Source organism: Paenibacillus thiaminolyticus (assembly GCF_007066085.1).
Classification (GTDB): domain Bacteria; phylum Bacillota; class Bacilli; order Paenibacillales; family Paenibacillaceae; genus Paenibacillus_B; species Paenibacillus_B thiaminolyticus.
On sequence record NZ_CP041405.1, the window covers coordinates 1,998,976 to 2,024,047 of the forward strand.

Below are 25,072 nucleotides of genomic sequence, written 5' to 3' on the forward strand. Positions count from 1 at the left end.
TGTCAGCAGGGAATGGCCGTTCCCCGCTGCATATCATCACGTGGATGGCGAACCCCTAGGTGTTCCCACGAAATGACCGTCTGTTCAAATAACCGCCCGTTACATAGCTGTGCTGTCCCCCGTTATTTTGCGCGAAATGAAGAGCACAATGATGATCAAGGAAATTTGGAGCACGCCGTACGCGCAAGCGGTGCCGAATTCAAACGAATACATCCGCTGAAAAATCTCGACGGACAACGGAGTGCTTTTGGCGGTAAAGAGCAAAATCGAAGATACGAATTCCCCGATGCCCTGCACGAACGCGAGCAGGGTTCCCGCCAGAATCCCGCTTAATGCCATCGGGAACACGACCCGCCGGAAGCTGTACCACCACGATGCCCCCAGATTGCGCGCCGCCTCCTCGACCGATGCGTCCATCTGGACCAGGGTGGCGGAGGTGGAGCGGAACACTAACGGCAAATGGCGGACGAAATACGCCAACGGAAGTATCCAGAAGCTGCCGATTAGCACCTGATTGAAGCTGAATGCGGTAGGCTCGCTGAAGGCGGCGATCAGGTTGACCGCGACGACCGTGCCGGGCAAGGCCCACGGAAGCATGATCAGCACGTCAAGCAGCGTTTTGCCTCGAAAGGACAAGCGCACCATCGCATAAGCGGCAGCGACGCCGAAAATTACATTGCCGATAGTGGCCACGAAGCTCATCTGGAAGCTGTTCGCAATCGGCCGCCACGTTTTGCTGTCGGTGAACAGCTTCACGTAATGCTCCACCGTATATTCGGGAGGCAAAATTTGCGTCGTCCACCTGCCGTCCGCCGAGAACGAGATCAGAACGAGCACGAGAATCGGAAGCATCAGCACGATTACCCCTGCGATAGACAGAAGCATGGCGACATATTTGCCCGCGGGGCTCTTCACTTCCGTCCGATGCACGCTGACTCCCTTGCTCATATTCTGGTAATTGCGCAGGCCCTGATACCAGCGCATGACGAGCAGGAACACGATCGACACGACCGACAGGATGGTGGACTGCGCGGCCGCCATATCGAGATTCCCGTTCGTCCGGGACAAATAAATCTGCATCGTCATCGTCCGCTCAATGCCGAAAATAAGCGGAGCCGTATAGGAAGCCATCGCGATCATGAACACGAGGAGCGACGAGGCGACCAAGGCCGGGGTCAGCATCGGCAAAATAACGCGCCGCCATATGTAAAGCCGTCCCGCGCCGAGGCTGGCTGCCGCCTCTTCCAGCGACGGATCGAGATTGCGAATCGCCGACGAGGCCGTCATGTAAAAATACGTATACATCGTGAACGTATGGACGACGAGCACGCCCCAGATGCCTTTTAACGCAAATGGCACCTGTTCCAGCTGAAGCAGTTCCTTGAGCGCCCGCGGAATAATGCCGCTCTCCCCATAGAGAAACGTAAACGACAGCACGCCGACGAGCGGCGGCAAGGCCATCGGCACGAGCACGAGGACGGCCAGGATTTTGCGGCCGGGGAACTCGTAGCGTTCCAGTAAAAAGGCCATCGCAACGCCGACAATCGCGCAGGTGATTACGCTTAACACCGAAATATAGATGCTGGTCCAGAGCGCCTCCAGATTGGAGGTATGCTCCAGACTAAAAAAACGGGCATAGTTGTGAAGCGAGAGTTGATCCTCTGCCTGAATGCTTTGCATAAACGTCTGGAACAGCGGATATACGACATAAGCCAACAGCACCAAAAACAAGGGCGCGACCAGGACATAGACAAAGTACGGCGACTGCGTAATGGAAATGGGCCTGAATGGAGCAATTCCCGGTTTCCTCGGTTTTATGTTCCGTTTCGGAATCATCGTTCATCCCCCCTCTATCCCAAAAAATAGATGCTTTCTTTTGGAATGAACAAGGAAATGGATTCTCCTCTTCCGCGCACCCGATGCCCTTGATTGACGAACATCGCCTTCAATTGCCGCCCTGCCGCCTGTGACACGTAGTTCACGCTCACGCCCGTAAATTCGGAGATGACCACGCTTCCGTGAACCACATTGTCCGCAGGCTCTCCCGGCAGCGATTCGCGTATCGATTCCGGACGGATGGACATCGTGACGCGCTTGCCCGCTTCCAGCCTGCAGTCAGGCGAAGCATTCGCAGCCAGCCCCGTCAGGACAAGATCCGGAGCGATGCGGATGGCCGCTTCTCCGTCTTCGATTCGTTCCACCGTTCCTTCCCACAGATTGGATTCCCCGATAAAAGACGCGACAAACCGGTTGATCGGACGGTTATATATTTCCTCCGGACTCCCTATCTGCTGCACTACGCCGCCCTGCATCACCATAATCCGGTCCGACATCGCCATCGCTTCGGCTTGATCATGCGTGACATAGATCGTCGTGATTCCGAGCTCCAGTTGCAGTCTTTTTATTTCGATTCTCGTTTCTTCTCTCAGCTTCGCATCCAGATTCGATAACGGCTCATCCAGGAGCAGAATTTGCGGTTCGATCACCAGCGCGCGGGCCAACGCTACCCGCTGCTGCTGGCCGCCGGACAATTGATCGATGCGGCGGCTGCCGTACGCCTCCAGGTGAACTTGCTTCTGCGCGCGTTCGACCCGCTGCACGATGTCAGATTTCGCGACCTTTCTCACTTGCAGCCCGAATGCAATATTTTCGAACACCGTCATATGCGGGAACAACGCATAGTTCTGAAACACCATGCCCGTATTTCGTTTGTTCGGGGGGAGTGTCGTCACATCGTTGCTGCCGAACAGGATGCGGCCCTCGCTCGGATAGTAGAAGCCCGCGATCATTCGCAGCGTCGTCGTCTTCCCGCAGCCGCTCGGCCCGAGAAAGGTGAAGAACTCCCCGGGTTGAATCCGGACATGAACGTCCGCGACTCCCTTTACGTTTCCGAATTGTTTGCTCACATGATCCAGGTTGACCTCTATCAAGTTGCTTGCCCCCTTGGTAAGTGCTCAGGCGGAAGAGCCTCCGCCTGAATGCCTTAATTGGACCCTTTGCCCTTGATGCTCTCGTCCCAATGCTGCATCCATTCCTTCTCCTTCTCCGCCATGACCGCCCAATCCAGCGCCAGCGGCTTCAACTCCAGTCCTTGCAGCCATGCCGGGAGCGTCTCCTTGCTAATATCCGTTCGCGTCGGAATCTGGTACAGCTTCTCCGCCAGCTCCACCCGCAGGTTGGAATCGAACAGGAATTCATAAAATTTCTTCGCTGCGTCCATGTTCTTGGCGCCCTTGACTACGCCGACCCCATCGACCAGAATCGGCGCGCCGCTGGCCGGATAGATGAAGTCGAACGGCTGATTCTGCAATTCCTTCTGGATCATGATATCCTGCAGATTCCACAGCGACAGCGTGCCTTCCTCGCGCGCCAGCTTCAGATACAGGTTGGTTGGATCCTGGGCGTATTCCTTCGTATTGGCGTCGAGCTTCTTCAGCCACTCATAGCCTGGGGCAGGATCGTTCGCGTCTTGACGGTAGATCATGGCCGAATATATCGTTCGCATCGTTCCGGAAGCGAGCACGCCGCGAATAATGATTTTCCCTTTGTATTGGGGATCCAGCAGGTCATCCCAATCTTGGGGCGCTTCTTCTTTTTTCAACGCCGCGGAGTTGTACATGATCACTTCCGGCAGCAGCATTTCGCCATACCAGCGATCCTCGCTGTCTTTGTACAGTTCCGGAATACTGTCGGCGAAGCTCGGCTTCACGCTGTCGAGCAGCCCCTCATCCGCCGCCGTCATTAAGGCCGACTGCGTTCCGCCCCACCAGAAGTCCGCCTGCGGGTTCGCTTTTTCCCCGCGCACGCGCTCCAAAATTTGCTGCGCCCCCATCGTAAGAACCTCCACCTCGACCTCCGGATGCTTCTCCTCGAACTTCGGTATGATTTCCTCGACGACATTCTTGTCTCTCGCCGTATAAATAACGAGCTTCTGCTTCTCAGAGCCGTTATTTCCCGAGGGCTGGCCGCCTTCGGAAGAAGTGCTGCCGCTGCAGGCCGTCACCATCAGCATGACCATGCTGAGACATGCCCCCATCAACCACTTAAGTGACTTTTTTGTGTGCATCTTCTTTGACCTCCCGATAATATCGAATTTTTTTGTTTTTCAGAAAAATTCTTCTCTTTCATTTACCTCTGATCTGTTACAAAATAACTTAAAAGTTAATTTATAGTATTTCTTGTTAATAAAAGCTGGCTGAATTCTTGGTGTTTTTTCGCTGGGAGAGTTATCTTGAAGTTGCTGCTCTTCGTCATGATGAGGAACGTCTGAACCGCCCAAAAGCAGGGCGGCAGGATGATGTGAAAAGAGCGGATAGAGTTGGTTGAGTACTACCTTTTTACAGTTGAAGATGGTGAAAAAGCTTCAAGCGCGCAATGGATCGCCCCGATAAGTCCCGCCTGATCGCCGAGCGCAGCCATTTTGATCTCAGGAACGGAAGGTACCCAATCATTGAGCCATTGCCGGATGGCAGCGATCCCCTCGTCCCCGATATGCAGCATTTCTCCGCTCAGAATGAGCAGTTCCGGATCCATGACACTCGTAATATTGGCAATGCCATAGGTCCAGTGCCGGCACACGTCGTCAAGCAGTCTCCGGGCTCCTTCATGTCCGCGGCCCGCCTGGCCGGCGATCTGCTTCATCATGCTCGTGTCCTCGTCAATCGCGGGAAGGACGCTTCTCGCTTTGTCGCGGATCGCCCGTATGGAATAATTCCGCTCGAATACGCCGTATTCTCCCTTGGCCTGCTTCCCGACGGGGCCGACGACCATATACCCAATCTCGCCGCTCGCTTCCTTGGCTCCGCGGTATAGCTGCCCGTCGATCATAATTCCGGCGCCGATTCCCGTACCCGCATACATATACACCAGATTGGAATGCCCAACCCCGATCCCCTTGTAATATTCACCGAGCGTCATCAGGTTGACGTCATTCTCAATCGCTACGGGCAGTCCGAGGACGGCCTCGATTTCGCGCTGCACCGGCAACCCCATCCACCCCGTACTCGGAGCGTAGCTTACCGTTCCGGAGCTTCGCCGGGTAATGCCCGGCAATCCCAGCCCCATGCCAAGCAGCCATTCTCTATGAAAGCCGCTCTCCTCAAGCAGGGCCGCCAGCCCTTGCTCCATGCTCTCAATGGCCGCTTCCCCATTCATCGGATGAGGCAGGCAAGCCGTGCGCTGGACTAGCAGTTCTCCTCGCAGATTAGCAAGGGCCAATTGCAGGGTGCTGCCTTCGAACACCGCGCCGATAACGCCGTATGCTTGAAAGTTATATTCCAGAAGAATCGGTCTTCTCCCGCCCTTCGATTCTCCGAACCCCACTTCGTTGATTAACCCTTCCGCAATCATCTCATCAACCAAAGCGGAGACGCACGGACGGCTCAGCTCCGTTAATTTCGCCAAACCGGCTCTCGATACACGCGGGTGTTCTCTGAGCTGATGAAGAATTCCTTCCCGGTTCATCCGCTTCACCAGCTTGGCATTTCCCGTCTGGCCTCTGCTAATCAATTCACTCCCCCCTTTCCGCTAAGTTCGTAGTTTGTTAAAGTAATTAACAAAGTTTGGTTGCATCCATTCTATTGTATCCGCTTACAAAATGTCAACCTTAATTTTTCAAGATCTGTAATTCTACGAAGAAAATAAAGTATTAGACTGGATGTTTTTATTCCACGCTGTTCTTCGAATCGTCATACATTCAGACTCCAATAATTAAGTTTTAGTCTAAGCTTAGAGATTGAAACAGCGACAGCCAAGGACAAGAAAATAAAGTCCTAGACTGTCGCTGTTTTATTCAACTAACGTTCCCCGTTAGTTGAACGTTTGCTTGATAATAAATTTATTTCTATTTCTTTTGTATAAGTCCAAGCCCCAGTCCTGTGGAATCAACCAAGTATGCAAGAAAGAAATCATCAAACTCCATTTTCTCTCGTACAGTCAATGCACCATAGTCCTTTGCCTTGGAAATAGCTTCATCAATTGAACTAACTTCGATTTGTATACGAGTACCATGAGGGTAGTCATGTGGTCCTTGAGCAATTCCACCTGAAATGCCTCCAGTAGTCACAGATCGATAACCCCATTGGGGTTCTTTTACTTCCCAGCCAAAAACATTAGAATAAAAATTAGCTGCTTTTTCTGCATCCTGACTATTTAACTCAAAACCAATAACTTTCCCCACGTTCATTCCTTCTTTCCAATTGGAATTTAGAATTTCTAAGGAACTATTCTACAATCGACACTAAAACCCTTCTATTTTGTTCCATTAACCTGTCCGTCAGCTTAATGAAGTGCCGGCAGTCTAATGTAGTGTAGCGCTTAGGAGAAATAAAGTAAGCCTATCACTTTTATTTGGAGGTTACTAACTTCCAATTAATAAAGGGATAGGCTCTCTTTGGTATTAAATAAGGCAGTGTAAGGTATGTGCGACTACAAAACATCATCATCCGCTAACTCATCTGCCTGGCGTTCATAATCTTCTACATTAGCTGGGATCTTTAATTTTACTTTATCGCCATCAAGGATTACTCCCATTTTAGTCGCATGTTTGAACGGATCATATAGTTCGTTGTTTTTGAGACATGAGTATAGAACTTGTGCAATCTTACCGCATACATGACCTATAGCTTTTCTCTTGGCCATTCCTCGATCAACTAATCGTTTATAGTAAACGCGAAACTATTTTCGCTTATTTTGGGGGATATTAACAGAAAAGTCATTAAGAATAGAACTCTGCGTGTATCTCTAACACCCTCGTAATGTCTGCCTACTCTTAAAAACGGAAGTGCCCGAGATTTTATTCTCTGCGGCTACACCAAGGTACTTTTTAAGCTCTAAATATGTTGAGAAACGTTCAACATCACCAATAGCGCCGATAAATGTACACGCCATAGATTCACTCATAATAAGGAAGGACATAAGTATCTTTGTATAAGGATGCGGTTGATATCCTTTTTCTTTATCGCCATAAAGCAGGGAAGCAATCTGTTTATCCATACTTTTAATTGCTTCATCTATGCGAAAAGCTTCTTCAATGAGCCACGTTTGCCGTTCAGCTAGGTGCGGAATGTTCAAGGATAATGTGTTTGGTAACAGTTCAGCTAAGGTCTTAGAAGCTTTTGTAGCAAATAGTTTTTGCACCAATAGTTATTAGAGTTTGTCTTAGCTCATCCTGAGTTGCCTTGGCCATTTCTTGGCCTGTAGGATACTTTAGTGCAAGTTTGAGGACACTTAACGCACCTGTCTTCTTAAAAGCTCGTTTAAGTTCAGGATTGGTTACAGAAAATAATTGCTGGACTTGATTCTTACGTCTTGTTAATTGAGTAGTAAGTAACCAGCGATCTCTAGTTAATGTGCGGTACAAAACCTGCTCTGCACTTGCAGGACGAACTATTCGCACAGATCGCATATCTGGATGAAGGGTTTTATGCCATCCCATATAGGCCATGATTCTAGCATCAATTTCATCGGATTTTTCATTAAGTCCTAGCTGGCGTTCACGAAAATCTTTTACTGCTTTATTTTCAACCTGATATATAGAATAACCTCGATCCAATAAAACTCGAACAACTAAATATGAATAATGCCCACCAGTTGGCTCCAGTAATATAAAGAAATCCTGGGATTTATATCCGAATTGTGCTTGAATATCTTATAAAGCATGGATGAACTTTGTAATCCCTTGACTATCCGAGTTAAACTTCATTGTTTTACTGCGTTTCCATTCCTTCTCACTGCGGAACTTTTCAAACGGAATGCAAGCAGCAACATGGAAATCCGAACCGATATCTATTCCAACATAGAAGGGATAAAAAGATTTAGAGTTGTCTTGGCCTTCATTAATTCTTGCATCCGTAAGAATAAAATTATTCAACTTATGATCACCTATTTACATTCATTAGCACCAGACCAACCAAGTTTTCTTAAGAGCTCCGCAGTGGGCCCAATGTAGCATGTCAGGTTTCAGAGTCAGTGCATTACCCAAAATAAACTTAGTGGTCGAGTATTCGCCTCAACACTTTAAAGGGCTCTCTGTTGTGTTCTTTCGACGTGTGGAAACATTTTCCTTCTTTATTCTGTTAAGTTCTTTGTTTTTATGCAAAAAAGCCTATCATATTGACAGGCTGATAATTTATCAGTGTGTGCAGTGCCAAGAACATGGAGCGCCTCAATTCTGTTAAAGAAGTCCTAGAGGGGTTACCTGCTGGCTCCAAACCTATTAGGGGCGGTTGTTTCCCTGAGAGGTCACTGCACAATATATATACGACTCTTTAACGCCAAATCCTCTAAGTATGTACCAGTTACCACAACACTTTATAGAAGTCTTATATGCTCCACGTTAGACTCAGGGGTTAACTGGTACACATGTATTTTAGTATGTTGTTTAAAAGTGGTAAAAGGCAATTTATTGAGCTAATGTTCTGCGTTAGCGTAATAAACTCTGTGAACTCTGTCAAATGCCCCGAAGCATGAAACAGGGTGTTATCTGAAGGATAAGGATACGGCTTCAATGAACTACTAACTCGTACTGCTTCTTTTATTTAGCTTCTTAAAAGCAGAATATTCACGATTTGATCCAATAAAATTTAATATCAAATTGGCGCATTCATCTGGACTCAAGATTTCAGTATTTAGTTCAAGGTCATACTCATTAAAGCAATAAACTTTATCATACTGTGAGATTGCTAAACCAATCTCTCTATCGCCCCTTAGTTTTTCTCTCCTAATAAGCTCCTCTTTCGAGCAAGTTACTCCTACAAGCAGTACAGGATGATCCATTAATAAACCTAGAAATGTATTAAATCGATCATCAGTATCATTTACTGTATCTACAACGATATTCGTCCCCATTACCGACATAAATTTAATTGTTGAATAAAACAAAGTAATCAATGGTTCAATAATTATATGGGTTGGGCCTTGCACATCATCTGCATATTTGGTGTTAATGAAATCAATGTAGTCATGAAACAATCCATTAAAAAAATCATCAATTGATAAATGATAAAACGAGATTTCATTTTGGTTTAATAGTTCAGTCGCTATGGAAGTCTTTCCGGAACTTGAAGTTCCATTTAGAAAAACTATTATCCCTTGCTTCAATTTAATCATCACCTCTTCAAATAATAATCATTGCGTAGCTTTCAGATAACGTATTTTTGCGAGCATAGTAAAATCCGTCATAATTAAGGTATTCGTGTAGTGATTAAGCAATCCTGCCAGTTAGTTCAATTAAAAAGGACGCTCCCACGCCTTCGCTTGGGCTACGACCTCCTCATTATATTCCATTTCCAATTACCAATTAAAGAACGTACGCGGGTAGCATGTAGTGCTTAAACAGGGGACTTATCTTAACCTAAGCACTAAGAAAATACTTTATTTTTCTATCTAAATCTTTATTTTCTTCTGACAGTAATTCTGTTCTTCTCTCGGCGTTCCTGTCATAATCCGGCCAGCATTTCATCTTATCCGAAAAACAGCCGATGACGGCGGTCATCGGCTGTTGCATCCTGCGTCAAGCAAACGAGAGGCCAGGATCAGCGGTGATGGGCCGTAACCTGAATTTTCTTGACATTGGCTTCATCGATGTAATAAATGTGCTCGTTGCCCTGAGCGTCCTTGGCCAGCGTCATGAAGGCGATCTCCTGGAATGTGCTGCCGTAATCCTCGGATAACGTGACATGCTCCAGCGTCTGCGGATCGATGACGGTAATCCGATCCGCCAGATCGATGTACAGCAAGCCGTCCTGCCCCCAATGCGGATGATATGGACGCCAGAAGCCGTAATTTTTCACATGCGGATAAATGTTTTTATAATCAAGAACGCGATACGTCACCGGATCGAGCTTAAAGATGATCCCGTCGACGCCTCCCCATACGTTGCCGTCCGGCCCAATCGTCAAGCCGCTAATCATCACGGGTTGATCCAGCTCGGGAATATCCAGCGTAAATTCCTTGATTTTTTCTTTTTTGGCGACGTCCCACACGAACATTTTCGCCGTTTTTTCGGTTGCGCCGATGCCAAGCCCGCCAAAGACGGTGGTCGAACCGAATATTTTCCCGTCCTTATAGGCCAGACCGTTAATGCTCTGATTATGAACGATATCCCGGTACACTTCCTTCTGTCCCGTGCCTGGATAATAGATGGTCAGCGCCCCGCCTAATTTGCCGTAATCGGGGATCGTGCCGATCATGATAAAATCATCCGTGGCCCGCATCACATAAGGGCGATCCTGCTCCGAGCCAATCTGGAACACCTCCTTCGCTTGGGGAAGCGGCTGTGTCGTGTCCAATGAATAAATATGGCCTCCCGGATAAATACCGAAATACATGTCGTTCCCGTAAGCGACAATGCCCTCCGCCTGCCCGAGGCTGAATGTCTTGAACGTGTCGGTGCGCGGATCGAACTGAACGCCGATCCCGCCCGGATAACCGCTCATGTATACGTTGCCGTCGGGACCGTTCTCCATATTGTGCAGCGGATTGGCCGAGCCCTGGACGACGGAAGGAAGCGTCTTGCTCGTCTCCGCGTCCACATTGAATACGGAAGTCTTGCCGTCACGCTGCATCGTGACGAACGACTGGCCCGGGAAGCCCGGATCATCGCGGAACTCGACCCAGGCGGCGCCGCGGAAGGAAGTGCCGTAGCGCATGGAGGTCATCCGCGCTTCGAACGTCGTCAGATCGATCTCAGTGATGACTCCGTTGGCGGGAACATACACTTTGCCGTCCTTCGTCACGAGCTGGTTGAAGGAGAATACGCCTGCGCCCTGCGTGCCGCCGATGTTTTTGCCGACGACATGCGGCAGCCATTCTCCCCGTTCGAGATCATAGAACAGCAAAGCCATCTGCGGATCGCCGAACTTCACCAGCAAATAACGGTCGACGATCGCCATATCGTAGGCGAACGGCACATCTGCGGGATTCACGCCAAGCAGCCCCGCGACCGGGCCGGAAATGACCTCCTTCACGCCGCTCTCCACATTGAGCTTGACGATCGCGCCCGTGGTACCGATCCCCGCGTAAATATAGCCGTTGTGATAGGCCATCGACCGCACATATTCCTGATTGCCCATCATGCGGCCATAATCGCGGTACGTTTTTGCTGCGGGATCATACTTGAATACTTTGCCTTGCTGGAAGGTGCCGCCATACACATTGCCCTTGTCATCGGTGACGAGCGACCAGATCGATTTCTCGCCCGGAAGCGGCTCGCCCAGGCTGCTCACCGTCTTCGTCCGCGGGGAGTAGCTCCACAACTCTCCCCGGTTGCTGCCCGTCATTATCGCCGCGATATAGACGGTTCCATCCGGGGCGATCGTATGGCGCCATACCGTATGAACCCCCTCCAGCGGGAACGAGCGAAGCAGCTTGTTGCTCTCGATATCCACGACGCTGAACACGGCCGTATCGCCCTGCGCGGTCGAGTACATCGTCGCCCGCCCGTCCTCTACGCCGGCGACGGCATCGTTGATCGCTACCGTGAAGACGGGAATGCCCAGATCAACCGGAGGCGCAAAGGTTCTTCCCTTGAAGCTGATCTCTCCTGCCGGCGGCTCGCCCGGCGATGTCTTCGGGTAGGTCACCTCGAAGTCATCATAATAGACTTCCGCCATCTGGTACTTGTTGACCGAGGCGAAAATGCGGGCCGTCACCGCATTCGCAGGTGCCTTGCCCGATACTTGCACCTTCTGCCATTCGCCGTAGCCCGATGATATATGCTGGAGCATATCGTCGCCGACCTGCTTCCCGCTGCCGTCATAATAGCGGAACAGGAGACTGGCGCTGCCGCTCTTCAGCAGCATCATGACCGAGCCGGTATAGGTTATGCCCGGTTCGACCGTGAGCGGATCGCTCTGAACCGCGACGGCATGGTCGCGGCTCGTATCCGTAATCTTCAAGCTGTGCTTCCCGCGGTACGCTTCTTCCTTGCTGATCTCATGGCTTACAGCGCCTTCCACGCTGGCGAATATTGATGTCCAGCCCGGAATCGAGTCCTTCGCTGTCTGCTGCTCGAAGCCGGGATTTTTCACAGGCAGCGCCTTCGCCTCGGAACGAGTCTCTCCCTTGCCTTTATTGCCGGCTGCGGCCGTGGTCGCTGTCGCTTGATTGTTCGCATCTCCCACTGCTTCCGCCCCGGCGGCATTGCCGCATGTTATCACCGCCATCAGTACGGCCAGCACGGCACTTATTCGGCTGAACCGTTTGCTTCTCCACGGTACCATCATCATTACCCTCCTTCATGTCTTACCTCTGCTGTAGCGACCGCCAAAATGTAAGCGTTATCAATAATGCGGTCGGCTTTGGCTTGGATAACTACTACTTTCCCGTTACATGCAACTTAGCCATGAGCGGCAAAGTGACTCACGCTCTCGTAAACTCTAAACTTTAAACTCTAAATTTGCCAGACTTCAAGCTGCTTTAACCTTGCCTTCGCCATGCTCCTTGTCTGCAATTGTCTTCCCTTTGTCTTCCCTTTGTCTTCACTTTCCCCTACCTTCACCCGCAAGCTTCGACCCCCAGCGACCGGATCACCTCCTTTTATCGATTCAGGCTCTTATGTAGTATACATGATGCAGCGAAAAATGGGCGATCAACGAACATAATTGGGAATTAGATTACAACTGGTTTATAACTTCTATATTACTTCGGTTGATGGCGATGTCAATTCGCAGACTATTTATAGACAGATTAAAGACAGAGCATAGGCAGAGCAACGGCAGAGCGAAGGCAGGTACCCGGTACACCCGGATAGGCTGAGGGCAGGTAGAAAGCATGCCCTATGCCATATGCCCTGTTCTCTGATGGGCGGCCATTTGGGCTCAGATGCCCCGAAAATGCTGCAAAACTACATCTTTTCATAGACATCGATAAACGGAAGAAGGGAATCCTGCCTAGATGCAGGAATTCTAACCGTTATCGCTTGGATGGGAGGTAAAACGGGTAAAATCATGTAAATTTGCAGGAATTTCCTCGAACCTCCCCTTAGAAGAGGGAAAATACTGCACATTTGCAGTATTGGTGACCTAGTAGCTTCGTCTCCCCCAAGAAAAACTCGCCGATGACAACTAGTCACCGGCGAATTCGTCATTGCACGGCCGAGATGTGCTCCGTCTCGCCCCAGATCACGTCTCGTGCGCTTCCGCCGAAGCCATCGATAACATGGTCATCCGATGTGTCGGTATGCTCAAGCACAAGCACGCAAATATGCTTGTCCTGGCGGTTGCCGCCCAATCTGGCGATGACAGGCGCTTGAGCGTGCCGCAGCGCTTCATTGACAGGCTCGATCAACTCGGACGTAAAAAGCTCCAGCCTCGTCCCATACGTTCCTTGGGGAATGCTCGCCTCGTACTCGACACCGTCCACCTGGAAATTCAGTGTGTTATTCGTCCCCTTGATGACAATCGGTTGGGGATGCAGGGCCGCCGAGCCCCATACCTGCGTTCCTCTGCTGCTCATTTGCTCATCCTTCCTTTCTGATCGTTATCCTGTGCATGTTGTCGCTGATCGTTATCCTGATCATGCTGTCTCTGATCGTTATCCTGTTCATTTTTCCCGTTATCTTGTTCAAGCTGCTCGTTATCCCACTCATGCTGCCTCAATATCCCGCTCATGTTGCTCATTATCCTTTTCTGTTGCTCGTTATGCTGTTCCTGTTGCCGCTGCTGCTGTTCCTTCGTTTTCAAAATCGCGATAATCTGCTTGATCTGCGGCGGCAAAGGCAGGCCAATCCGTCCGTAGTTCTCCGCAATACTGATCACCTCATTGGAAATGTAAAACCATATCGCGCCGTACATGAGAAAATCGCTCTCAAGCGCCACATCGGCGCGATGAGCGAGCAGCACGACGACGAACATCAGGCCCTTTTTGGCAAGCCCGACAAAGCCCTTCTTGCTGCTTAACCCGGCATGCGGCATGCCTCTGGCCGCTTCCATGACGGAGGCAGCGTAGCCGCTGATGTAATCCATAAGCGCCAACAGCGCCAAAAACTCAAGCAAGCTGCTCCCTCCCCCATACATGTAGCTCATCAAGCCGCCGATGAATCCGATACTGCTGTTCACTATTTTTTCGTACACCCGATCCCTCCTCATCATCGACAGCAATCTCTCCGGAAAAAGAAAGGAGCCATCCGGTGAAGGACGGCTCACAATATGGGTTCCTGCTACAAAATATAATAATATGCCCCGCCTGCGCTGCCGACGGTAATGACACCATGCAAATCTCCCGCATCCCGCTGGCGGATCAGGGCTGCCGCAGCGCAGTCCTCCTCCCCAATGACTCTTGGCGCGAGATAGCCGTGAAGATCCGGAACGCTGACCTGAAGGGCGGCCTCCACCTCATCAAAAGCGTGAACAACGAGGAAGGCTTTCAGCTCCGATGGCAGCTTAATCATGACGGTACTGTCCAGCGTATGTTCATGCTTCACATAGAGATACGTCTCGATGGAAGAAGCATGCTTCACGTCCAGAGCGGCCGGAACATCCGGGCGAGATGCCGCAAGCGAGGCATGATGATCCTCGTAGTGAGGAACCTCGATCTGGCCTGCTATCTCCCGCTCACCGAGCGCCCGAATCGTCAGCGCCGTATGCATATCCGGCTTGGATACGGTTGCCCGGGAGCCGACCTCCGAATCCCTCTCTTCCCGAACGCTCAGGCTGGCCACTGTATCGTCGTAATGCTTATGGTAGCGCGACACTTCCACATACGCAGGCAGAGCAGGGACAGAAGCCGTAATGGATGATTCCGGCCCCTCGGATTCCTTCTTCATAACCGTAAGGGAGCAAGCCAGGCTTATGTTCGGATCGACCGTGATGCAAGCGGGCTTGTCCGGCGTGCTGGCCGCCATGATCACCCTGCGCTCGCTTGCCATGTTCTTGCGAATCGTGCAGCCGGCCTCCAGCTCCGGGTACTCCCGAATCGCTACCGTCAGCGCTGCCGGGTGAGCCGGCCTGGACACGAGCAGGAAGCCATCCCGCCATTCGAACATCGGATCGGCAGGCTGATGCACATAGAGAGTCGCTGTCCGCTCATCCGCGCCGCGGTCGCTATGGACCGTAAGGCTGGCTCTCCGGTCGGAGCCTCCAACTCCGTAGACGAATACGGAGGCGTCAATCGCGCTTCTGCCGATGCTGTACACTTGGTTCGGAATATAGCGGAGCTGGAGCACGGGCGGCTTGTGGGATTCTCTCGTATAAAAGGTGACCGCGTAATCGTCTTGCGTTTTCACAATAAATCCGTAGTTGTCCAGTTCCCCCTGAAGCCAGCGCTCGACGATGCGAAGCACATCCACCTCAATGCAGCGCTCTGCCGGGTGAAGCGTGTATTCATCCGCGAGCAGTTCTACCGAATGGGGCTTGTTCGCGTGGGTAATCCCGAGCTCTCTCCAAATGCTGTGCGGCTGATGCAGCTCAATGCTCGTCCCGACCGGGAACGCGCCGGCATAATAGAGCTTCATCGTCGCCTTCTCCAAGCGGTACACATCGGGGAGCAATTCATTCAATGGACCGAAATGAATAAAGGCCTCGAACGACTCATTGCTGCCCTTCCCCGTAACCATGCTCTTCATGTCGCCGTAATTCAGCGTTACGAGCTCCGGATCGCTGCGGGTCGTCGAATCGGCGGCCGGAGGCAGGCTAACGTCTTTGCGCGGCGTCTCCAGCAGCTCCACCCGTCCAACCATCCGGTTATGAGGCCTAATCTCGATCGATGCAGACAGGTAGCTGGAAGCCATCGCTTCAATCGCGGCCGTCATATCCTCATTGCCACGGTACTTGATATCCAGGACGGCAGGCAGCTCCGCCCCTCGCGGCACTCTCGCGGAGATTGCGGCGTCTATGCCCTCCCTCACCCGGGTTGCCGATACGAGAGCGGCTTTCACCTCGCTCCTTCCGGAGCCATACAAATAAAAAGCCCCTCTCATGCGGTTAGAAGGGGATTTGACGTGCAATATTCCATTTAGACAATTCTCATCTTCGTGAATCGTAATTGTAATCACTTCCAATCTCATTGTATTGAGACTGTCTATATCCGATTGGCATAGGCCCGAATCTCGAAGCGGCCATCCGGCGTCGGCTTGGCGTCAATCTCCGTGGCAATCCGGACATAACATTCAACCGTGTCTCCTTGATGCAATACTTCACTGTACAGCAGACTATCGACGGGAAGGAACGGGCTCGACTTCCGGGACAGCTCTATTGCGACGCCATCCGGCAGCGACTCATTGACCGTCTTCAACGTCAGGTTCGTAATCGAGTAGCCTAGCTGGTTTTTGACGACTACCTTCTGATCCAGACTGGTCTGCCCGGCAATCAGCATATCGAAATCCAAGTATTTCAGAATCCCGCCGAACGTATCGGAATAATAATTCCCCGTCTCGTCCATGAACATCAAGCCGGAGTAGCTGCCGATGAACTTCGTCTCCCAAGACTCGGTCTCGCCCCAATAATCTTGATATTCGACGCGCAGCTTATTCTCCTGATTGAACACAATATCCCGCTCCGAGATCGTCAGGTTAATATCGACCGGAGAAGCGGCCAGACGCGTGAACTCCCCGTTGGCTGGGAAATAAGGCTTATCATTCAGCAGCACTCTGTACTGAACCTTGCCCTTATCGGGATCATCCAAGCGGCCGGTTAATTTGTTGCCCGTCAGCTTGAGCTCAATCGACGCCTTCGTATTCAGGAGCGATAGCGACAGGTCCTTGACCTTAACGTCGTCCAGCGCAGACCTCGCCACCAACCGCGAATGATCCAGCTTCACTTCCTCTTCACGATGAATGCTCTCGTCCAAATAATAGCCAATCCGAAGTTGACTGCCTTTATCTTGGAAGTGAGCTTCTTTGATGCGGGCGAGCGCTTTGAAGCTCATGCCCAGCTCACGCACCTTCGCCATATCGGCCGCATTCACCGATTTCCATCGTCCATTCCGGAACACTTCCCACGTCACGCCGCCATCGAACGACAAAATAAACTGGCATCGGCCCTCATACGCCTGGACAGGAAGTTGATTCGCAATGATAGCGAGGAGACTGCCATGTAACTCAAAATCGCTCGGCTGCACGAGAAGCTGCTCGAATGGCAAAGCCTTCATGTCGATGCGCAGGGGGATGTCCATATAAGTCTCGGCGAAAGACTTCACCTTGTTGCCCTCCGGCACATATGTCACGATTTCGACTGTGGGAGAGAGTTGGACCAGCTCCTGCCACGCCTCCGGCGGGATGATGGAGAGATCGGTCATGCCGTGTTGGGCGAATAATTGCGAAGTTACCGGAGGGCATATGACTTCCCATCCAGTGTCTCTGTATGTTCGATACTCGCCATTGTTTAGTTGGATTAGGCTTTTATTTGGAGTCATGCTTTCCGCATACCACTCGTTGAAAGCTACATAATTTCCTGCTGCAGTCACTTTATACTTACCTGCTGCCAAGCTCGGGCACAATAGATACCAATCATGAGAGGATGTAGTATTATAGATTCCAACGTCTTCATACTTCTCCCCAACCCACTTTTGCAGTTTTATTTGTTTAGGAGTACTGCCACCAGTGTCGGAATAGCTGCCGCCGACAGCCCACAAGTTACAGTGGCTACTTATTGAGAACTCTAAATATGAGTTGTGGGTCGTTGACATTAAAGCTGCATTATAAGTGCCTTGTTTAATTGTAATACCATCAAGCAATGCAGAGGCATCGGATGCCGTACTTGTATTTACTGATGAACCCCAAAAGGAAATAAGTTCAATTTTTACCTCATCCCCTAAATCCGGCATATCAGGTTTTGCATTACCTGCCACAAAATCATCTCCTTTCAAATAAATAATCAAAACAAAAGAGACAGCTCCATAGGGGCTGTCTCACTTTATATATACAATTCCTTTTGATAAATCCACGGTTACACCGTATAGATCGCCATCTTCAATCTTTTCTTTAAATATTGGTTTTAGCTCCTCTTGAACCTCTGCCTCTTCTTCCATTGTCCATGTCACCAATTCAAAATCTCCATCCAACTCATCCAGTGGCGAATAAGTATGGTGGATTTCAAGTTCAGCTTCATTCTTATCTGGATCGTCGGTGTAATATAGTACATCGAAACTGTCACCAACCTCATCGTAAAAGGTGAATGGTTCGGTTTCTAAGGTGATGGTCGAATCTTCTTGATCAGGGTTGTCGGTATATTCGATTATTTTTATTGTCTGATCATCAAATTCTTCAGCCAGAGTAAATGGTTCAGTTAAAATAGAGATAACCATTTCAGGTACATCATCTTCTCTGTAATAGAGGAGTTCAATCTCACCTGATATTTTAGCCCATGCTGCTTCGGGAATAGAAGATGGGAGGATACCATATTGTAAAAAGTCCATTTCCTCACATGTATCACCAATAATTCCCCACTCATTGCTGCGGCTATCGTAGTATTTGTATTTATCATCATGCAAAATCAATAGTTTTTGATAATAACTTCTATAAATGTGTATTCTTTTAACTGTATGAAATTTTTCAGCAGCATATGTGTGACCGCTTAAGCTAAACCTATAATGTGTATAGGCTGCGTTATTATTAAAATTTACAGATAATGATGTTTTATTTACAAGCGTTGTCCATGTTCTCCCGTCATTCGATCCAGCAAAGGATGAATAATTGGGGCCAGGACCAGTCCCGTAATATTTACTAATGCTGTAACTTGTAAGGACTATAGGTTTTTGAAAAATCATCGTAATTGATGTGTCAACATTATTTGCCTTCCAATACCTTGATGAGTCATTGAATGCATTATACACCGGATATCCTGATGCAGTACTACTAGCACTTACAGTAACCTCTCCATTAGAAAATGAATTCAAAATAGGAGTAACATCTACCTTCCCCTTTGAATAACTGTCCTCTATTTTTTTCACCATGGAACCGTCAATACGAAGTCTAAACACTCTTCCTTTCTCATATATGAGAGGATTTTTGACCACAAAACTTCTGTTAATAAGTTTATTATTTAAATCAATGTAAAAACTATTATTAAGACCATAAACGCTAAAGTCATCTTTTGCTAATTCATCCCCAATCTCTACGTATTTCTCATTAATTAGAGAATGGTACATCTGATCATTTATTTTCAGTAAGAATTTATTTTCCATGTAGCAGCCTTCCTTATTTTTATAGATATTTTTATAACTTCAATCATGATTCCTGATTCCCTTCACTTCATATTTCTTCAAATCTATATTATGCTCAAATATCTTTCCTTCATTTAAGTCGCTTTCTTTATTGGATATTAGCTGCACCTTATCATAATTATTTTTTAAAGTTTCTTGGGCTATTTTGTCCATCCCATACGCCGTAAAGTATTTTTCACTTACTGTCGGAATATATGAAACCACATTAACACCTCTGTACATCTTTAATTCATTTACATCTGTATATCCTGTATTTCCATTGTTAGCAGACCAATTCAAACGATACATTTTATAAGATTTCGGATTGTCGATGTAGTAATCCTTATCTGTATTTATGGTAGTCCACGTTTGGTTTTTCTGTGTATCTAATACATGCCACTTATCTCCATCGTGACTGCCTTCAAAAGTCCAGTCTCTTGGAAGCTTATTCAAATGAGAACTTCCAGCCATACTCCTGACAGCATATTTCGCAATGGCTATTGGTTTATCAAACTCATACCCTAAAAAACCAACTCCACCACTACCAGTTTTAGATGCATAACCTTCTGTATCATCAACTTGATTAAATGCTTTCCAAGCATCATAGCTTGTTGAATAAATATCCTTTGCAAATGCACGTCCAGATGGCGTAATATTTGATGTCATTTTGGGAATTGCAGTTATAGTATTGAACTTATTATAAAATGCCACTCGATTTTCGGTACTTGTTTGAAATAGCATTCTACTATCCCAATGCCTTTGCCTACAATCAAAAGAAGAAAATCCCTTAGGCATAGGATAGACAAAAGAGGAAGCTCCGAAATTAGCTGTTACTGTACTTTCTGTTGCTCCTGATTGTGGAGCTGAAACAGCAGGAAAAACTTCCCCCATAGTTTTGATATTGGTATGAGATATACCCTGACTAACTCCATTTTTCCAAAATTCTAATGTCCCACTATCCAAGTTTAGAAGGATACTTATTACATCTCCAACAACAAAATTCTTCCCATACAGAACATTTTCCGGTAGTTTTTTTCCGTTTTCCCAATAATACCGCGCATTTTGAGTGGAACTATTAGTAGAAGTTAAAACAGCATCTCTGTTCACTATTCCTATGAGTAGCCAATTATAAACACTTACGGTTATTTCCCAGTACCACTTTCCGTGGCTTTTCCCGTGCGTTGCTCTTACAGTATTATTGTAATTAGGGACTTTTGCTGTTAGGTTCGCATTACTTAGAATCACACCACTACCTTTATTTACTACATCCCAAGTAACATCTATAATTGCCACTTTCCTCACCACCCACCAAATATATTAATTCACTACAAAAAAACAGAACCAGTTCAGATCTACTTAACATCAATCCTGTTTATATCAAAGTATTTTTTGTAATCAACCTTTGCTTTGAACACTTTCCCTTCACCCAATACAGAGGAGGTCATAGGAAGAGAAACAGTTTGCTCTTTTCTATCGAAAACAGACAAATCACTAATGCCATCATTCATAAAAGTGTCTTTTGAAGGTAAAGTTGTTGAAATTGGTTTCCATTCTTTATCGTATGTTTTATATAGGTTGTCGTTACAAACGAAAGACGGAGATGAAAGGGAAGTAATTAATAACATTGGTCTGAATGCACATAATAAAGTTTTCGCATCGCTTGGATAGCTATTTAAATAGCCAGGTTCGCTAGAGCCACCTCTCATAGTTCGGTAAGCTGGACTATTATTATTAGCAAAAAAACTCGTTGTTGAAGTCCAAGCAAAATTATTTGCCAAATTCCATTTTGTGTGGTCGGATTCTCCGTTGTTAATATATTTATCCCATTCATTATCTTTATTGTTTTCATCAATTCCACCAGTTAGTAAACGAAGTATACCATCTATTTCATTATCAATTCGTACGGGCAATCCACTTCCACTAGCTACTCCAGCACTATTTAAGGTGTCCCATGAAATGGAATGTTCTATGTTTCTATCAGCGATCAATTTCCATCTACTGAGATGATCTTTATCAACACAAATAAAATAAAAATCACCATTTGGTGCAGCAGATGATGTTGTAGGTGAAATGAAGTCAGATGTTTCTTTCCCAAGTCCTGAAAAAGTACCTAATGTATTTGCTATTGCTCTATAGTGACATCTTATTTTTTTCCCAATTTTTAATTGTTCAACACTTTTTACCTCTTCTAGCACTTATATTCACCTTCTTTCTATTCTTGATATTCGAATACGGGTCGAAAACCATTAAATTCCGATGCAGAATCTGCTGCTATGTGATACAAGGCCTGAATCGTTTTATACCCTCTTCTTACTCTTTTTTTAGAGTCAGTAGTGTTAAACCCGTCATATGTGATAACCCCAAGAGCTGGAGTCTCTTGACAAATCGTTATTTTTTCATTCCAATGGAAAACATCATTTTTAGTGTGGTCTTGTTGTATCTTGCTTGAAGGAAAATTAACTATATACTTATCCCACTCATTATTAGTAGGCCACCCACCATTGCCTTGATCGGTTAATGATTTATTTCCGTTAGCATCCGCATAAGCAACGCCGCCAGTAAGGGAACGAAGGATACCCTTCACCGTAGATATTGTCGTACTAACCCCTTCGATATACTTCAGACTATTCAAATAGTCCCATGACCATTGATTTCTAAGAACTCTGTCGGAAATAAGCAATCCTTGATCTACTTTTATTCCATACCAGTACTTACCTTTTGTGGTTTCCCCATTTGGAATTCCTTCTAATGGACATTCTGTATACCTTGACGTGTCCGCGCCAAATTCAAAATAGTCATCATTGTGATAACTCCAAACTATATAATCTCCAATCCTCATATCCTTCACATGTTTTCTCAATTGTCCGGTAGTTGCTGGAACTGGCATTCTTATCCCTCCACTCGTAACGAATCAATCTTCTTCATCTTCCCATTCGGTATCCTCTTCCTCAGCACCACGCCCTCGTCTTCCCAAGACTCGTCCCTCTCGTACTTATAGAGATAATGCTTTTTCAGCTCCAGCACGCCCTCGTCGGAGTTGACCCATTCGTTGGTGTATTTCACGATTTCGGTGAAGTCATCTACGGTAAAGGCGGCGGCGTGCTGGGCGGGGATGAGCTCGATTTTGAGCTGGGCGTATTTAGCGAAGGGGGCGCTGTATAGATTGCCGGCCGTTTTGTCGATGGCTGCGTACTCGGTCCAAGTGATGCTATCCGATGAATATCGGATGTATAGCTTGTAGTCGGCGGCACCCTTCACGTCTACGGTCTGTGTCATCCGTTGAAAGGCCGTGAACCGGTCCTGGATGACGATCGGAAGCGACTCCCAGGAGCCGGAGGGAGCGTAGACGATGTTTCCGTTGTCGTCTTTTTTGAGTTCCTTCAGTTGCAGCTTGCCGTCGTTTATGACGGTGTTCGTAAACGTGCCCGCTGCCAAATCAACGGGAATGAGCACTTCATGCGTTGCGTTTGTCATCGAATCACCTCATCGTATCGTCCAATTAATTTGCCCGGCATGCTTCGCCTTCAGGGGCGCCTGCATCTCGTCCACCAGGAAGCCGTTTCTGCGAATATGCAATGTGCCGTCCAGATCAAGGTCTGACGTTATTTTAATCTGCATGAACGCCGCATCATGATAGGGAATCGAGAGAATGCATTGAAAATCGATGTTGGCGTCGTGGAGCTGCATTTGTTTTTTGTAGCCGATATTGTACTGGGTAATCGAGTCGGAGAAGGTGCCTTCCTTCCCGCCTGTCGTGAACAGCTTGGCGTCGGAGACGGCGTCTTTGTACGTAATAATGTCGTTGTACAGGAAGGTCCGCCCGGTCAGCGGATATTCCCGCGAGGAGGCCGAGTAGGACAAGGACAGACGGTGGCCGTTCATCGTGAAGACACCGTTGCCTACATCGAAGTAGATTTGCGAGCCTTCCCCTATCAATCCGAACCGGATCAGTTTAGTTTTGTCTATATGATAAAAGCTGTTTGCTTTTCGGTTGTCGAAGTTATATTCTGCGAGATGCGAGCCGTCGGCATATTCCGCCACCCAGATGAACGACTGGGCAACAGGCGAACGCGTTATTTTTTTCTGAAAAATCATGCGTAACCTCCCATTGTATTGTGAGATAAATAGTTCCATATAGCAAAACAGACGGGACCCTATCGGCCCCGCCTGGATACATCATCTTGGTTCAAATTGTTACTCTATTCAAGGTTATACATAGCGGTAGGACACGCGCAGCTTAAATTCTTGCCGGCCGCTCGACGCGTCCAACGGAATTTTCGGCTGTACCGACACGGTCACATAGTTGCCGGCAGCGTCCATCGGGTTCCCGTTATTGTTGACCCCCAGAATCTCCTGCTTGGCCGGAGTCAGCGGAATCGACAGCGGGTTGCCCTTATGATCCTTCGTCGTCTTGCCCGTCGTGCCGATCGGCTTCATGCGAATCTTGCCGACCGCCGATGTCTCCTCCTCGATATCGGTCTCGCCCAGGGAGTCTACCTGAACATGGAACCAGTTATTTTTAACCGCTTCGACGTTGTTCTCGGGCGTATCTCCGGTACCCCCGCCCATGTCGCGCGTCGTGAACGTGCAGTCCTCCATCTTCGAGACATCGGTATCGCCGTTGCGGTTGTTCCAAATGTTGAACGTATGCAGCGGCCCCAGATCTCCGGCATCAATGACGCCAAAATCAAACGGGGCGGCAATTTCGGCAGTATGAGCGCTGTTGAACCAGCTTACGATCGGTTTGGTCATCTTTTTTCCTCTTTTCTCGTTATCGTTATATTTTGACGATGAGCTGCAGCGTGACATGCTGGATGTTCACGCCTTGCTTCACGACATGAAGCCGGAACATATCGCCGGCATTCACGATCTTGTTATCGATGACGGCGCTGCGATCATCGACATGCTGATGGGCCTTGATTCGAACCGGTTGGGACATAATCTCGCTCCAATTCGCCCCATCCAGCGATTTTTCCACTGTAATCTCGGTATCGGATTCGCCGGCTACCCCGCACAACGCTTCGACGCCGATCAGTTCTCCCTGAAAAGGGAACCTCGCAATGACGCTCTGAACCCCCTGATATAAAGAATTCGGCAGGCAGAACACCATCACCCGGTCCTTCACTTCCAGCGGAATGCTTTTTAGCTTCAAATGCTCGGCGACCGTCATCAGGCCGTCCGCATGCTCGCTCACCGGCTGAATGCTGCGGCCGAAGATGTCGATGAGCACCCATTCCTTGCCGTCGAAGCGGTAACGGTTGCCATCCTCGTACGTCTGCACGGTCCAGCCGATATGCGGATACGGATAGGTCGCGATCAGCTCCTTCATATCCGCCACGGGAGGCTTGAACACCAGGAGCGTTGACTTGTAAGCCAACAGCGCCTGCTCGGTAGCGAGCTTCGCCTCATCCGCGGCCTGATTCGCCTGGTCGGCAGACCGATCCGCTGCATGAGCCGCCTCCTTCGCCATCGCCACGGCCTCGTTGACCTCCGCGATGGCCAGATTCGTCTCCTGCAGCCGCTGCAGCATCTCGTCAATCATGTCCTGCAGTGTCTTGACGACATCCGGATGCCGGCTGACCATCGCATAGATGCGGGAAGCCGGATAGAGGATCAGGCCTCTGCCCTTATACTTGCACAGCAGCGTCTTACCTTCCTGGGACGGATGGAACTGAATCGTTCCGTTCGCATAGTTGACCAGAAATTCATGCGGCGACAATGCCAGCTTCTTGTCGAATCGTTGCGGGTCGACCTCGGTCAACCCCTCGATGCGGACCTTGTCGGTCTGGGAAGGAATCTCCAACAGCGTAATCTGGTTGTTAATGACGGGGAGCGAATCGAGATGCTCCTTGTATGGCTCCTCTGGCGTGCCTTCCCGCCAAATAATGGTCACCGGATCATGCAGTTCAAGCTGCGTCCGTAATTGGGCCATCCT

General features: G+C 48.5%; 20 protein-coding genes and 1 pseudogene. All 21 read right to left on the reverse strand.

Features of this window, described 5'->3' with window-relative positions:
- Positions 1-99: 99 nt before the first annotated feature.
- Complete coding sequence (locus FLT43_RS09035) at positions 100-1,836, reverse strand: ABC transporter permease (RefSeq protein ID WP_087445195.1); 1,737 nt, start codon at positions 1,834-1,836, stop codon at positions 100-102.
- Positions 1,837-1,850: 14 nt separating this feature from the next.
- On the reverse strand, positions 1,851-2,930 hold the full coding sequence (locus FLT43_RS09040) for an ABC transporter ATP-binding protein (RefSeq protein ID WP_087445194.1): 1,080 nt from the start codon (positions 2,928-2,930) through the stop codon (positions 1,851-1,853).
- A 53-nt stretch (positions 2,931-2,983) separates the two neighbouring features.
- Positions 2,984-4,066 carry an extracellular solute-binding protein gene (locus FLT43_RS09045; protein ID WP_087445193.1) on the reverse strand — a complete coding sequence of 361 codons (1,083 nt, stop codon included), beginning with the start codon at positions 4,064-4,066 and terminating at the stop codon, positions 2,984-2,986.
- A gap of 263 nt (positions 4,067-4,329) precedes the next feature.
- Complete coding sequence (locus FLT43_RS09050; RefSeq protein ID WP_087445192.1) at positions 4,330-5,508, reverse strand: ROK family transcriptional regulator; 1,179 nt, start codon at positions 5,506-5,508, stop codon at positions 4,330-4,332.
- A gap of 334 nt (positions 5,509-5,842) precedes the next feature.
- Positions 5,843-6,178 carry a VOC family protein gene (locus tag FLT43_RS09055; protein ID WP_087445191.1) on the reverse strand — a complete coding sequence of 112 codons (336 nt, stop codon included), beginning with the start codon at positions 6,176-6,178 and terminating at the stop codon, positions 5,843-5,845.
- Between the two features lie 248 nt (positions 6,179-6,426).
- Positions 6,427-7,885, reverse strand: a pseudogene (locus FLT43_RS30815) (IS110 family transposase).
- Between the two features lie 629 nt (positions 7,886-8,514).
- A complete protein-coding gene (locus FLT43_RS09075) occupies positions 8,515-9,099 on the reverse strand; it encodes a chloramphenicol phosphotransferase CPT family protein (protein ID WP_087445188.1) in 585 nt (194 codons plus the stop codon).
- A 253-nt stretch (positions 9,100-9,352) separates the two neighbouring features.
- The gene (locus FLT43_RS29290; RefSeq protein WP_164776349.1) at positions 9,353-9,493 is read right to left on the reverse strand and encodes a hypothetical protein; all 141 of its coding nucleotides are present in this window, start codon (positions 9,491-9,493) and stop codon (positions 9,353-9,355) included.
- Positions 9,494-9,533: 40 nt separating this feature from the next.
- Complete coding sequence (locus FLT43_RS09080) at positions 9,534-12,227, reverse strand: carbohydrate binding domain-containing protein (RefSeq protein ID WP_244194404.1); 2,694 nt, start codon at positions 12,225-12,227, stop codon at positions 9,534-9,536.
- 856 nt (positions 12,228-13,083) lie between these two features.
- On the reverse strand, positions 13,084-13,455 hold the full coding sequence (locus FLT43_RS09085; RefSeq protein WP_087445187.1) for a hypothetical protein: 372 nt from the start codon (positions 13,453-13,455) through the stop codon (positions 13,084-13,086).
- The gene (locus FLT43_RS09090; protein WP_244194403.1) at positions 13,452-14,072 is read right to left on the reverse strand and encodes a phage holin family protein; all 621 of its coding nucleotides are present in this window, start codon (positions 14,070-14,072) and stop codon (positions 13,452-13,454) included. The genes FLT43_RS09085 and FLT43_RS09090 overlap by 4 nt, the downstream gene beginning before the upstream one ends.
- 86 nt (positions 14,073-14,158) lie before the next feature.
- Positions 14,159-15,874 carry a DNRLRE domain-containing protein gene (locus FLT43_RS09095; RefSeq protein ID WP_164776351.1) on the reverse strand — a complete coding sequence of 572 codons (1,716 nt, stop codon included), beginning with the start codon at positions 15,872-15,874 and terminating at the stop codon, positions 14,159-14,161.
- Between the two features lie 143 nt (positions 15,875-16,017).
- Entirely contained in the window at positions 16,018-17,133 is a 1,116-nt protein-coding gene (locus tag FLT43_RS09100) for a hypothetical protein (protein ID WP_127510911.1), read from the reverse strand.
- A gap of 711 nt (positions 17,134-17,844) precedes the next feature.
- Entirely contained in the window at positions 17,845-19,119 is a 1,275-nt protein-coding gene (locus tag FLT43_RS09105; protein WP_087445184.1) for a discoidin/SUN/FTP domain-containing protein, read from the reverse strand.
- Between the two features lie 39 nt (positions 19,120-19,158).
- Positions 19,159-20,430 (reverse strand): SPRY domain-containing protein, encoded by a 1,272-nt coding sequence (locus FLT43_RS09110; RefSeq protein WP_164776353.1) that lies wholly within the window; start codon positions 20,428-20,430, stop codon positions 19,159-19,161.
- Positions 20,431-20,489: 59 nt separating this feature from the next.
- The gene (locus FLT43_RS09115; protein ID WP_127510912.1) at positions 20,490-21,332 is read right to left on the reverse strand and encodes a hypothetical protein; all 843 of its coding nucleotides are present in this window, start codon (positions 21,330-21,332) and stop codon (positions 20,490-20,492) included.
- A gap of 17 nt (positions 21,333-21,349) precedes the next feature.
- On the reverse strand, positions 21,350-22,024 hold the full coding sequence (locus FLT43_RS09120) for a hypothetical protein (RefSeq protein WP_087445182.1): 675 nt from the start codon (positions 22,022-22,024) through the stop codon (positions 21,350-21,352).
- 2 nt (positions 22,025-22,026) lie between these two features.
- The gene (locus FLT43_RS09125) at positions 22,027-22,611 is read right to left on the reverse strand and encodes a hypothetical protein (protein WP_087445181.1); all 585 of its coding nucleotides are present in this window, start codon (positions 22,609-22,611) and stop codon (positions 22,027-22,029) included.
- 9 nt (positions 22,612-22,620) lie between these two features.
- Positions 22,621-23,232: a hypothetical protein gene (locus FLT43_RS09130; protein ID WP_087445180.1), complete on the reverse strand. Its 612-nt coding sequence runs from the start codon at positions 23,230-23,232 to the stop codon at positions 22,621-22,623.
- Positions 23,233-23,346: 114 nt separating this feature from the next.
- Entirely contained in the window at positions 23,347-23,889 is a 543-nt protein-coding gene (locus FLT43_RS09135; RefSeq protein WP_087445179.1) for a hypothetical protein, read from the reverse strand.
- A gap of 25 nt (positions 23,890-23,914) precedes the next feature.
- Positions 23,915-25,069, reverse strand: coding sequence for a hypothetical protein (locus FLT43_RS09140; RefSeq protein ID WP_087445178.1), 1,155 nt, complete (start codon positions 25,067-25,069; stop codon positions 23,915-23,917).
- Between the last annotated feature and the right edge of the window lie 3 nt (positions 25,070-25,072).

What these genes read in the sequence shown, in the direction of transcription:
- FLT43_RS09035 (WP_087445195.1), bottom strand. Translation starts at nt 1,836, where the DNA reads ATGATTCCGAAACGGAACATAAAACCGAGGAAACCGGGAATTGCTCCA.
- FLT43_RS09045 (WP_087445193.1), bottom strand. Translation starts at nt 4,066, where the DNA reads ATGCACACAAAAAAGTCACTTAAGTGGTTGATGGGGGCATGTCTCAGC.
- FLT43_RS29290 (WP_164776349.1), bottom strand. Translation starts at nt 9,493, where the DNA reads ATGACCGCCGTCATCGGCTGTTTTTCGGATAAGATGAAATGCTGGCCG.
- FLT43_RS09080 (WP_244194404.1), bottom strand. Translation starts at nt 12,227, where the DNA reads ATGATGATGGTACCGTGGAGAAGCAAACGGTTCAGCCGAATAAGTGCC.
- FLT43_RS09085 (WP_087445187.1), bottom strand. Translation starts at nt 13,455, where the DNA reads ATGAGCAGCAGAGGAACGCAGGTATGGGGCTCGGCGGCCCTGCATCCC.
- FLT43_RS09105 (WP_087445184.1), bottom strand. Translation starts at nt 19,119, where the DNA reads ATGGAAAATAAATTCTTACTGAAAATAAATGATCAGATGTACCATTCT.
- FLT43_RS09120 (WP_087445182.1), bottom strand. Translation starts at nt 22,024, where the DNA reads ATGCCAGTTCCAGCAACTACCGGACAATTGAGAAAACATGTGAAGGAT.
- FLT43_RS09125 (WP_087445181.1), bottom strand. Translation starts at nt 22,611, where the DNA reads ATGACAAACGCAACGCATGAAGTGCTCATTCCCGTTGATTTGGCAGCG.
- FLT43_RS09130 (WP_087445180.1), bottom strand. Translation starts at nt 23,232, where the DNA reads ATGATTTTTCAGAAAAAAATAACGCGTTCGCCTGTTGCCCAGTCGTTC.
- FLT43_RS09135 (WP_087445179.1), bottom strand. Translation starts at nt 23,889, where the DNA reads ATGACCAAACCGATCGTAAGCTGGTTCAACAGCGCTCATACTGCCGAA.
- FLT43_RS09140 (WP_087445178.1), bottom strand. Translation starts at nt 25,069, where the DNA reads ATGGCCCAATTACGGACGCAGCTTGAACTGCATGATCCGGTGACCATT.